The organism is Blautia sp. AF14-40 (assembly GCF_003479665.1).
Taxonomy (GTDB): domain Bacteria; phylum Bacillota; class Clostridia; order Lachnospirales; family Lachnospiraceae; genus Fusicatenibacter; species Fusicatenibacter saccharivorans.
In genome coordinates, this window is record NZ_QUHK01000006.1 from 18,793 (window position 1) to 31,266 (window position 12,474).

Annotated in this window: 6 protein-coding genes and 2 tRNA genes; all 8 read right to left on the reverse strand. The window is 43.4% G+C overall.

From position 1 onward, the window contains the following. Nucleotides 1–121: 121 nt before the first annotated feature. The 8 genes from DWW13_RS06305 to DWW13_RS06340 all read right to left on the reverse strand — a co-directional run bounded on the left by DWW13_RS06305 (nucleotide 122) and on the right by DWW13_RS06340 (nucleotide 12,421). A complete protein-coding gene (locus DWW13_RS06305; protein ID WP_117761708.1) occupies nucleotides 122–2,263 on the reverse strand; it encodes an ATP-binding protein in 2,142 nt (713 codons plus the stop codon). A 146-nt stretch (nucleotides 2,264–2,409) separates the two neighbouring features. Then, nucleotides 2,410–4,254, reverse strand: a complete 1,845-nt coding sequence (locus tag DWW13_RS06310; RefSeq protein ID WP_117761686.1) for an ABC transporter substrate-binding protein — start codon at nucleotides 4,252–4,254, stop codon at nucleotides 2,410–2,412. Between the two features lie 58 nt (nucleotides 4,255–4,312). Further along, nucleotides 4,313–7,531: a response regulator gene (locus DWW13_RS06315; protein WP_117761687.1), complete on the reverse strand. Its 3,219-nt coding sequence runs from the start codon at nucleotides 7,529–7,531 to the stop codon at nucleotides 4,313–4,315. A 517-nt stretch (nucleotides 7,532–8,048) separates the two neighbouring features. Beyond that, entirely contained in the window at nucleotides 8,049–8,834 is a 786-nt protein-coding gene (locus DWW13_RS06320) for a Cof-type HAD-IIB family hydrolase (RefSeq protein WP_022461306.1), read from the reverse strand. 99 nt (nucleotides 8,835–8,933) lie between these two features. Then, nucleotides 8,934–9,007, reverse strand: a tRNA-Pro gene (locus tag DWW13_RS06325). A gap of 236 nt (nucleotides 9,008–9,243) precedes the next feature. Further along, the gene (locus DWW13_RS06330) at nucleotides 9,244–10,539 is read right to left on the reverse strand and encodes a PcsB-like coiled-coil domain-containing protein (protein ID WP_117761688.1); all 1,296 of its coding nucleotides are present in this window, start codon (nucleotides 10,537–10,539) and stop codon (nucleotides 9,244–9,246) included. Nucleotides 10,540–10,729: 190 nt separating this feature from the next. After that, a complete protein-coding gene (locus DWW13_RS06335) occupies nucleotides 10,730–12,163 on the reverse strand; it encodes an RsmF rRNA methyltransferase first C-terminal domain-containing protein (RefSeq protein ID WP_117761689.1) in 1,434 nt (477 codons plus the stop codon). Between the two features lie 172 nt (nucleotides 12,164–12,335). Further along, nucleotides 12,336–12,421: transfer RNA gene (locus DWW13_RS06340), tRNA-Ser, on the reverse strand. Between the last annotated feature and the right edge of the window lie 53 nt (nucleotides 12,422–12,474).

Consider the following 12,474-nt stretch of genomic DNA (forward strand, 5'->3'; position numbering starts at 1 on the left):
ATAAGTATAGCAGGAAATGAAAAAATGTCAAGAGGGAACTGATGCTAAAAAAGAGCTGATTGAAAGTTCTGGCAATGCCAGATTCTTTCATCAGCTCTTTTCCATATCCATTTGTCACTGTTCAATGAGCTGCATTTCGGTGCCCCCCGCCGGATTTTATGCTTCTGATCGTCTTTTCCAGTACCTTCATCTCAACCGGTTTTGAAACATGGGCATTCATACCGGCTGCCAGAGAATGCTGAATATCCTCAGAAAACGCATTGGCGGTCATAGCAATGATTGGAATTGTCTTTGCCAGTTCATGGGAGCTTCTTCGGATTGCTTTTGTTGCCTCATAACCATTCATAACCGGCATCTGCACATCCATCAGGATCATGTCATAATCCCCCGGAGCAGACTGCTCAAATGCCTCTAAGACCCTTTTACCATTTTCACAGATTGTACACTCTGCACCCTCAATCTTTAACAATTCCATCAGGATTTCTGCATTCAGCTCATTGTCCTCTGCACACAGAAACCTCATTTCTTTCAGGACATTGCCAGCCGGTTCATCCTTTTCTGCCTGTTCTGCTGAAGAAACAAATCTATCTTCTGCTATTCTCAGATCTATAAGAACCTCAAAACAGCTTCCCTGGCCCAGTTCACTCTCCACATCAATGGTGCCTCCCATTGCTTCAACCAGATTTTTAGTAATAGCCATTCCAAGACCAGTTCCCTGTATCTTATTCGTCATAGAACTTTCAGCACGAGTAAAAGCATCAAAAATTGTATCTTTGAAATCTGCCGACATTCCCATGCCATTATCGCTGACTAAGAAACGGTACTTTGCGTAGACAGATGATTTTGTCTCACATTCTTCTACCAGAAACTGAATTTTTCCACCTTCCTGCGTGTACTTCACTGCATTAGAAACCAAGTTGCTGAAAATCTGCATCAGATGAACCTGATCTCCGTTCACCCACTCGTGCCGGATGTTTTCTTTTATGATTGTAAGAGTCTGATTTTTTTCGTCTATCTGTGAATGGAATATGGTATTGAGTTCTGTAATAAAATCCAAGATGGAAAAATCGGTATACTTAAAAACTGTTTTTCCTGCCTCAATTTTGCTCATATCCAGAACATCATTAATGATTCCTAACAGATGCTGTGATGAAATGTCTATTTTATCTGCATACTCTATTACTTTCGCTTTATTACCGGCATCATGTCTGATCAATGATGTCATGCCGATAATTGCATTCATTGGTGTACGAATATCATGTGACATATTGGACAGGAAATCTGTTTTCGCCTTATTTGCATTTTCAGCGGTCTGCAAGGCTTCCGTTGTAATGTTCTTTGCTTTTTTCAGTTTTTTATTGGACTCCTCCATTTCCTTCATTGCCTGCGTCTGAATCTCATTATTTCTTTTTTCGTATTCAGCTTTTTGCTCAGCAAGACTGCGTCTGGAAATACTGTAGAATAATCCGGCAAAAAGCAAAAGTATAAAACCTGCCATGAGTATTGTTTCAAACACTATTGTTTTCTGATAATCTCTCAGTACATTATCTACAACACTTTTTTCTACAATACAAATCAGCATGGTGTTATTATTTTCTATCGGACAGTATCCCAGATAGTAAGGTTTGTCACTTTCCACAAGTTCTACCCCCTGTTCTCTGCCATCCAGCTTTTTTTGAAGAGAATCAGCCTCTTCCTCAGTGATAGCCTGATCTCCTTTTAAATGCTTTAACAAGAAATAGTTCCTGAAAAATTTATCTTCTTTCTGATTTGTATAAGTAATATTTCCGTCGTTATCCAGCATAAACAGATACGCATTCCCGTTATAGCTTTTCACACTTAACATGGAATCTAATTTTGAATGATCATACAAGGTTCCAATTGCCGTATAAGTTTCCCCCTTAATCGTATATTCCTGACATGGAATTGCAACCAGATAACCATCTTTTTTCTTCTGGTTGTAATCAAGAGTAACCAATTTTCCAATATTATATCCGTTCCTCAAATCCAACAAAAGTTTACTTGGCATGTCAACCCGAAGTTTTGTTCCATCAGTGGTTATTGCCTTTCCATTTTCCTGGAGAAATATAAGTGTACTTTCAGATTCTTTCTGCCATGCCTCAAAGAACTTCTTGTTTCTATCCAGTTCAATAGATCTCACTCCCTCTTGAGTAAGAAAATCCTCAAGCATATGCAGCCGACTGTAGTATCCATTCACCTGCAGATCATAGGTCTGCTGTATCTGTTCAACAACTGCTCCCATACTGCTTTTCCCGTTTTCTGCGATATAGCTGTTCATCCTGTTCAAAAGGAGCTTTACAAAAATTAAGTTTAAAAAGATAAGAATTAAAAAGAACAATGGTACTATCATCTTTTTTCTTTTTGTTTTCGCCTGTTCTGTTCCCACTTTTATTTTTCAACCTCTATATAATCTTCCGGTGCTGACGGCTGCTGTCCGTTTTCCATTGCTGCGGTCCATGCACTTGATAATGTTGTGTTACCAAGCTGCCTGATCTCACATTCCGGATTTATTTTTTTCAAAACAGACATTGTGGTTTCTGTAAGAAGAATAGAGCACTCCTTGTCTTTGTCTATTTTTTTCTTATTTACTTCTATGTCCTTTAATGAGAATCCGTTTTCCTCCTGCCTAACGATTATTTTCATACCGGATGCAATTGGTAATTCATATTTATTGGTTATATGGAATTTCTCATCAGAATCAGCAAGATATTTCTCCGCAAGTTCATAAATCTCTTTGCCATTGATTTTTGCCAGGTATAATGGTGTATCTAAACTCTTTGCTGTCATCAGACCAACCCGGCTGCAGGTACACTCCCCTTTGTAAATGGAGGAAGTAAAATAATAATATGGTGCCAAAGCCAGCTGAGCATCCTTTTCTTCTCTAATCGTAGTTAACATAGAAGATGCCGCATCACGACCGTTTTTATCATTTAGCGAAATGGAATATTCATTTTCAAAATTAACTGTGGTTTCTTCTTTTGAATCCTTACTGTTCATTGTGCTGCGAAAAGCATCATAAGCCTGTGTTTCATCCATTTCCCCTGACAATAATCCGTGAACAGCCTCAAGACTGGCATAAAATGATTTTTGAGCAGAATATCGGATATAAACAGAATTATTATTAATTTCATCTTCCAGTCCAGGTACATCTTCCATCATGTTTGGAACATCTACATTTAATGAAATTACACCCTTTCCATCTGCGATCAATGTTTGTCCTTCTTTTGAAATCATACACTCCAGGACATCGAATGCCAGGTCCAGTTTTTCCTGATCTTTTTCCAGTTCTTTGTTAAATGCAATATTCAGAGAAGGGGTCATATTTATAAAAGCTTCATCCGAAATCTGTGAAAAAAACGGTATACGAGTTAATTCTGCATCCATCTGTTCCTGAAATTCCTGCATAAGTGCCGGATAACCATGAAACATTGCTGCTTTTCCCTCAAGGAACATCTGCGTTGCAGTATTAATATCGACGCTGATATCATCACTTGTAAAATGTGAGTCCTTCAAAAATGTATTGGTTTCTGAAAAAATACGTTTCCATAACGCATCATCAAACGCGATATCCCCTGATGCACTTTCAGCTGAGCTTCTCCATTCGATTCCATCCAGACTCATGAATTCCCCAATTGCACCTGTCTGAATCACCTCATGAGCAGACCAGTCTTCTGCAAGATCCAGGGAATACGGTTTTATACCATTATCATAAAATTGCTGGCATGCCTGTGCATATTCCTTATAGTTTTTCGGTATCTTGATTCCATACTGTTCAAACAATGTCTTGTTGGCAATAATCGTCTGCGGTATACCGCAGATAGGAAGCCACTGAATCTCATTTTTTGAATTTTTATAATATTGCAATGCATAGGAGTAATACCTGGAAACCACGTCATAAGAAGCAAAATCCATTAGATATGGCTCCAGATCCTGTGCATCTTTTCCAGAAAATCGACGTACGGTTATGATATCCGGCAGTTCACCATGTTCCTCAAAATAGCTGTATAAATCGGTATCATTGTTACCGGTAATAAACTCAATATCCTGATCTGGAAACTGCTCATGGATATAGGGTACAATATTTTTCATTAAACGATTTTCCCACAGATACACGGTAAGGTGATCGTCATTTTTAGATACTGCTTTTTGAGATTGTCCACAGCCAGACAAAACAGTAATTGTTAAAAGCACACCTGGCAGTAATGCTATCAGACATTGTTTTGCCTTTTTCATCCTCGTATTTTCCTCATTCTTTCCTGATAAAATCATTAATTCAATAATTGGGAAACAATTACAGCCAGTTTTCCAGAACATCATTCAGCTTATTCATATCCAGCGGTTTCGCGATATGTCCATTCATGCCTGTATTTTTTGCCAGCTGTACATCTTCTGCAAAAGCATTTGCTGTCATGGCAACAATCGGTAGTTTTCCCTGTTCACCCGGAAGGCTCCTGATTGCTGCGGTTGCCTCATAACCATTCATGACGGGCATTTGGATATCCATAAAAATAAGGTCATACAAGCCTTTCGGAGAAGCTTCTACTTTTTCAACTGCAATTTTTCCATTTTCTGCCGTTTCCACTTCCGCCCCGGTCATCTGCAGAATTTCAACAGCAATTTCTCTGTTTAACTCATTATCCTCGACCAGCAGAATTCTTTTTCCTGTGTAATCTGCTTCAGACAGCTCATCCAGATAATTTCTTGCTGTTTTTTCTTTTCTGCCAGAAGTAAACTGCCGCAATGTAGCCGTCAAACGGGAACGGAACAGCGGTTTTGCAATAAAAGCATCTACGCCTGCAGCCTTTGCTTCTTCTTCGATCTCACTGAATTCATAAGATGTCAGTACAATAATGGTAATCTCTTTCCCTATCCGTTTCCGGATCTGTCTGGCTGTTTCAATTCCGTCCATATCCGGCATTTTCCAATCTAAAATAACAGCAAAGTAATCATTTTTTAGCTCATGATGTGCATAACAGCGCTCAACGGCTTCTCTGCCGGAGAGAACCCATTCGCCTGTAATCCCAATCTCCTTCAATGTGGCAACTGTACTTTCACAGCATGTCTTATCATCATCCACAACCAGAACAGGTAGATTCATCAGATTTCTGTCCTGTTCTTTTTCTTTTTCCTGAAGTTCCAGATAAATTGTTACTGTAATTTTAGTTCCCTTATGTAAGGTGCTTTCCACTTTAATATTACCATTCATCAGGTTCACAATATTTCTGCTGATTGCCATTCCCAGACCTGTTCCCTGGACTCTGGTTGTCCGATGGTCATCTGCGCGGCTGAAAGGATCAAACATGATTTTCTGGAATTCCGGTGACATACCGATCCCATTATCCTCAATCGTAAATTCATAGCATCCAAGTTCCGAAAATCCATTTGGCTTTTCCTCTATGGAAAAAGTAATATTCCCACCATCCGGTGTATACTTGACCGCATTACTCATCAGATTCACAAATACCTGCTGGATTCTCAGGCTGTCACCACAGACACTCTCATGTTCAATGTGATTAATGTGTATATCTAAATTGTGTTTATGTTCATCAATCACCGGTTTTGTGAGTGTTATAAGATTATCCACCAGATCTGGCAGATTGAAATCCTCCTGTGCCAGCGTCATTTTTCCACTTTCAATACGTGCCATATCCAGCACTTCATTAATCAGCCCCAGCAGATGACGGCTTGATTTTGTAATTTTGCTGAGACATTCAATGACTCTGTCCTGGCTCTCAATATTTGCTCCTGCAATTGCTGTCAGGCCGACAATGGCATTCATCGGTGTCCGGATATCGTGTGACATATTGGAAAGGAATTCTGTTTTCGCACGGTTTGCATTTTCTGCAGACCGGTAAGCCTCTTTCAGTGCCTGACGGGATTCAATCTCTGCTTTCTTCTCCTGTGTCACATCCATGGATGCCAGCAATACCTTTTCCAGCTTTCCATTCTTCCATTCCAAAGGAATATAAGAAGCGATCTTATAAGTCTTTTCATCCAGGCTGCAGTACTCAAACTTATAAATATCATTTTCACTTTTCAGATTCTTCCGGATATTTTCCGGTGCGATCAGGATGTCCATAGTTTCCAATGGTTCCAGTGTCTTATACTTTTCAAGAACCTGCATCTGAAAATCATGATAGAATCCCAAAGGTTTATATAGCATCTGTCCATTCAGGTTATAGAATTCATATCTGTCATTTTCCAGATCACAGACAACAAAGCGGTCAACCAGACGCACAATACTCTGAATTATCTGCTCCATGGAAGCATTATCCGCTGCCATCTGCAGATGCCGTGCGCTCTCTACCTTTGTCTCTGTGATATCACGCAGAAAGATCATGGCATATTCTGAATCCTCTATTTCGCCACGTATGACCACATTGCGGACCCATCGTTCTTCTCCATTCAGAGTGATACGGCACTCTAAAGCCAATTCGGTTTCCAGACCCTTCAGCCTTTCTGCAATATAACCACGGTCGTAAAAAGAGGATACCGCCTTCTTATCTGTCTCCACAACATAGGAATCCACAAAATGACGGATCAGTTCATCCCATGTATGACTCTGTTCAAAGACTGTCATCAGGGACGGTTCAACCTTAAAGGTATCAAAAGTATTCGCTTCCAGATTTACATAATACTCACACAGGTCTGCTTTCGTAAAAGCCCGGTGGAAAGCAGCAGATTTTTGTGCCTGCATGGCCTCTTTTTTTTCCGCATCAATATTAATAAAAATCCCGGCAATCCTGCTGGCAGAACCATCCAGACGGCGTATTACTTCTGCCGATGCCCGAAACCACTGGTATTGATTATCCTTCATTCTCATACGATACTCTACCTGGTATTTTATCTGGTTCGTCTTATCCTTAATTGCCGCCTGAAGCTGCACCATTACTCTTTCTTTATCCTGTGGATGCAGAAGATCTGACCAGGATTCCAGTTTATTCGGAAAGTCCAGAGTGTCATGATAGCCAAGCATTTTTCGGAATTCATGACTCCAGTTTGCATTCACAATCTCACTGTTTTCGTCACAGTCAAAATACCAGAAGCCGGAACAGATAGCCTCATTGAGCAGTGTCAAATTTACATGATCCCAGTTGACCTGTACGGACATAACCCAGATCTGTCTGCCCGCCTCATCTGTCGCATCCTCTTTACAAAGCCGTACATTTTTCACTGTACCGTCTGCTGTAAGGATCTGTGCTTCCCCTGTTCCGTGAAGCTGCAAAAAATGGTCTCGCTCCTGTCTATCTTCCTCGTCATAAAAGAAGTTTCTCAATGAGCCTTTTGTCTGTTCCATGAAAGTATCGAATGTATATCCTGTACTATGCAACAGCAGATTATTCACAGACAAAATAGACAGGTTTTGGTCATAAGATCCTGTCATTATACCTACCCCGCCATTATTTTCCAGTGTTTTCTGTACGGCCTGTGACATAGCCTGTGACATAGCCTGTGTCTGTCCCGTTACAGCCTCACCTAAAGAATATATTTTGTCTTCATACTTTTCCATTTTATAAAAATCCTCTCTCTGTTTTATGCTTCATTATCCTGCTTTTATCTGTATACAGAGAACCTGTCCCTGCCAGTTTTACATTTACGTTATAATATCCTACAAAACGTGAAAAACAGGTATACGGATTTGAGAAGTTGCAGCCACTACACACAATATTCATACAAAATTCTCTTTATGTTTTCAATTTTCATAGGCTTTGCCAAGTGAGCATTCATTCCTGCTGCCAGACACTTACTCCGATCGTTCCTGCTGTAAAACGGTATCTGAGGCTTTTTTTATTTATCTGATTTTTTTCTGTTTCCATGGAACTTCTGAACGCTCACCTCCTGGTATCATTACAAATATACATAAAAACTCATTTTTATATTACCACGAAATTTTTTACTTTGCAATGCACATACCTTTTCAGACGCTGCTTTTCTTGTTTCCTTTTTCAGAAAATTGCAACCAAAGGGGCGCACCTGAAAATTTCTTTTCAAATGCGCCCCTTCGCTTTCTTTTTTCTGTTTTTCTATCAGATCAATCCGTAATGCTCCATCGCCTTTGCCACGCCGTCCCGCTCGACGGTATCGGTTACGTACTCTGTGTACGGATCCAGAACCTCATCATGTTTTCCAAGCGCAATGGTGTGTGCGCCGCACCGGAACATGGTAAGGTCGTTGCTGCTGTCGCCAAATACGTATGCATCTTCTTTCTCCAGCTGAAACTGTTTCAGCGCATAGTCCACAGCTGTTCCTTTGCTGCAGCCGTGCGGAACGATTTCGTATACACCGCCGCGGCGATCCATGATATCAAACTCCTGCTCAAATTCACGGTACATACGTTCTATATCAGACTGTGCATCGGTTACGATACAAAATTTATCGTAAATGATTCCTTTTGTCTCCGCTGTCTCCGCGAGTCCGATTCCGACAGCAGCGAAATAGGCACGGGTCTGCTCGACCTCCCGAAAACGGGATACCTCCGACGAAAAATAAACATTATCCGTTCCCTCCAGAATCATGCCGATCCTGCACGCCTTTAAAATAACCGGGATTTCCTCACAGCGCTTTTTCGGAATCGTCTGATGCATCAGAATTTCGCCGTCCCGGCGCAGATAGGTCCCGCAGCCGCACAGAAATCCGGAAAACGGAAGCTTTTTCAGCTCCTCGGGCAGCTCCGACCAGGTGCGGCCGGTATTAATAAACGTAAGATTTCCTTTTTCCGCTGTCTTTTTCAATGCATCGAGCGCGCTCTGCGGAATTTCTTTTGTAATCTCACTCAGTAACGTTCCATCAATATCAAAAAATAATGCTTTCACAAAAATTTCCTCCTCGTGTACTGTTTCCTGTTCTCTTTCTGACATACGAAAAAATGCCGAAGCTCTTGATTGTCAAGGCTTTCGGCATTTTCATTCCAGTCGAAGCGACGGGATTCGAACCCACGACCTCTGCGTCCCGAACGCAGCGCTCTACCAAACTGAGCCACGCTTCGATTTTATTTGTTTTCTGAACTCTCGTCCGTCAACAATAGCTATTATATATGATGTCTATAGGAATGTCAACACCTTTTTTGAATTTTTTTTAATTTTTTTTATTATTGCTTCAAAAGGTACATTTTACACAGGTTTGCGGCCTTTTTGGTGTTATTTTAGAATGACAGTTTCTGAGAAAGTCAAAAAAAGAGATATGCCGGAAGTTCTGTTCCGGCATATCTCTTATCTTTGTTTCTCAGCTCAGCTGATATACATCTGCATACTGCACGCCGAAGCTCAGCGCCTCGGAATGGCTGCTGCAGAAGATGTCTACGTGGCCGTAAGCGGTTCCGCGGTCTTCTACCGTGTAAACCTGGCCGTTGATCATCAGTTTCGTTCCGAATGGTACACCGCCCATGGCGATCGTTCTGCCGGCGGTCGGTGTGGTTCCGCTCGCGGTGGATCCGCCGGACCACTGTCCGGTACAGATGGAACAGGAGCAATAGCCTGTCAGTTTAAATCTTCCAAGGTATGTTCCGCTGGAGGAGCTGCTGGAAGTATCTGACGCGGATGGACTCCCCGTTGTCGTGGAGGATGCGCTGCTGTCCGAAGAACTGCTTCCGGAGCTGCTGCTTGTATCGGTATCTGCTTTCGCTGCGGCATTTGCTGCTTCTGCGGCTGCGACTCTTGCGGCCTCGGCTGCCTGTTTTCTGGCGGCCTCAGCCTCAGCTTCTGCGGCAGCCTGCTGTGCGGCGGCTGCTGCGGCTGCTTCCTCTTCTGCTTTCTTCTGCGCTGCAATCTCCTCTTCTTTCGCCTGACGGATCAGGTCATTGATTGCATCTGCTTTGCTGTTGATTTCATCTACCAGTGCACTCTCGCTGGATTTTGCATCGTCCAGCTCTGCGGAGTAGGTACGGAGTTCCTGATAAGCTGCTGCGTACAGCTCCTGAATGGCTTCCTGCTGATCGCTGCTCTGCTGCTGCAGTTCTACGATCGCTGCCTGCTCTTCCTGCACCTGTGTTTCTTTTTCTTTTACCTGGTCTACCGTGTCCTCATACTCCTGCATAAGATCGCGGTCGAAATCGGAAATTTTCTGTATGTATTCTGCCCGGCTGATCAGCTCTGAAATGCTTTTGGAAGAAAAGAGCATTGCCATGTATCCGTTTCCGGAGGAATTTTCATACATATACTGGATACGGAGCTTCATCGCCTCGTACTGCTCTTCTTCTTTTGCTTTTGCATCTTCCAGATCTGCCTGAATCTGTACCAGTTCGTTCTGCTTCGCATCATACTGATCCTGAAGCTCCTGCAGACGGTTCTGCAGATCGTCCAGCTGCTGGTTCAGTTCGGAAAGATATTCTTCTGATTGTCCCTTTTTGGAATTGAGTTCGTCAATCCTGCTCTGTATGCTGTCAAGCTGAGACTGTGCGGCAGCCTGTTCTGCCTGAGCATTTGAAATTTTCTCCTTTGTACTGGCACCATAGCATGGCAGAACGGTTGCTGCCGTAAGCACTGTGGCCAAAACCAGGCTGAATAATTTCTTTTTTTTCATGTCGTACACCTCATACTTATTACGTTCTGTTGCTGATTGTCACTCCAAGTTACTGCGGAAAATGGGCCTTTTTTCCCGCCGTACTTTGCCATTATAACACAAGTATGTCTGAAATGAAAGTCTTTTTTAATTTCTGTTAATAACTTTGTAATATTTCGACGTTTTTCCTGCAAAAACTGGCATGATTTTTCTACTTTCTCCATCCAACAGGGTACTTATTTTTCAAGGTTCCATTGACCAGTTTGCCCCATCCAAGGCCGAATCCATCGACGCAGACCAGCTTCCAGCCCGACGGCGATGCGGTCTCTCCCGGCTCTACGGAAATTGTCTCACCGTGGAGATATTTTTCGGTACGCTCGTCATCTGCCTTTAAATTCATGTAATCTTTGAACTTGTCCGCGGAGAGTGTCACGGCAAACGGCTGTGACGGCTCGAAACGGTCTTTTTTCAGTTCACCGAGATACAGACCGTTCCGCAGGAAATGAAGATTCCGCACGCCATCCGGCAGGGACGGGGAATGGTATACTTTTCCGGCGCGGACTTCCAGTTCCTCAACCGGGATCGGTGCTGTCATCCGGGACAGGAAATCGGAAAGGATCTGTTTTTCTGCTTTCGACGGACCCGGTGCTTCCGTTCCGCGGTCTTTTTTCCGGTTTTTCTGTTTTTTGTTTTTCTTTTCGATCGGTTTTTCTTCTGTCTCATAAGGAATGGCTTCGCCTTTTTTGCGGAACAGGGCAAGGTAATGGCCCTCGCCGTTCATTTTATGCGGCCAGATGCGCACGGTCTTTTCGATCTCCGGATCGCCGTTTCCCCAGACTGGATTGCCTTTTGAAAAACCTTCGTAGCCTTCCATCTCGATCAGTTCCATTTCCGGGAAGTTTTCCAGAAGGAAAGAAACGGTTCCCTCGTCCTCCTGCGGGGCGAAGGTACACGTCGAATACATCATGAGGCCGCCCGGACGCAGCATTTTGACAGCATTCGAGGTGATCTCGCGCTGCAGATCCGCAAAGAAATCCGGCCGCTCCGGGGTCCAGGTGCCGATGACTGCCTCGTCTTTCCGGAACATGCCCTCGCCGGAGCACGGTGTATCCACGAGGATTTTATCGAAGAAGCCCGGGAAGACGTCTGCAAGGCCTGCCGGTGTCTCATTGGTGACAAGCACGTTTTCGCTTCCGAACAGCTCCAGATTGCGCAGCAGTGCTTTGGCGCGGGCGTTGCTGATGTCATTGGCGACGAGAAGGCCGGTTCCTTTCAGGCGCGCATTCAGCTCGGTTGCCTTGCCGCCCGGTGCGGCGCAGAGATCGAGCACACGCTCACCCGGTTCGATCGGGAGGCGGGACGCCGGGGTCATGGCGCTTGGCTCCTGCAGATAGAAGACGCCTGCCGCATACAGCGGAGACTGGCCCATGCGCATGCCGTCCGGCACGAAATAGCCGTTTGGAATCCACGGAATTTTCTTCCACGTTCCCGGAACAAGCGGCGGGAAATCTTCGGTCCGGCATTTTTTTGTATTCACACGCAGCCCGGCTGTGCGGGGTGCGTCGTAGGAAGTTAAAAATGCATCAAATTCATCGCCCAGCATGTCCTGCATGCGGGTCAGAAATTCCTGTGGTAACTGCGCCATGTATTGTCTCTCCTTTTTATTTTGCTTTGTTGTGCATCGGTCCCTTTTCGTGAACTGGCGATGTTTTTTCTGTCTTTGTTTCTTTTGTTTTGCATCTATTTCATAATTTCTCACAGAAAAAGAGACAGCTTTTTCGATTTTTCAATCTTTTTGCTGTCTCTTTTTTGCATAGCGGAGAAGAAGGGATTTGAACCCTTGCGCCGTTTCCGACCTACTGGTGTTCGAAGCCAGACCCTTCAGCCTCTTGGGTACTTCTCCGTATTTTGTCAAATACATCATATATTATAGTGCTTTTTTCGGGATTCGTCAAT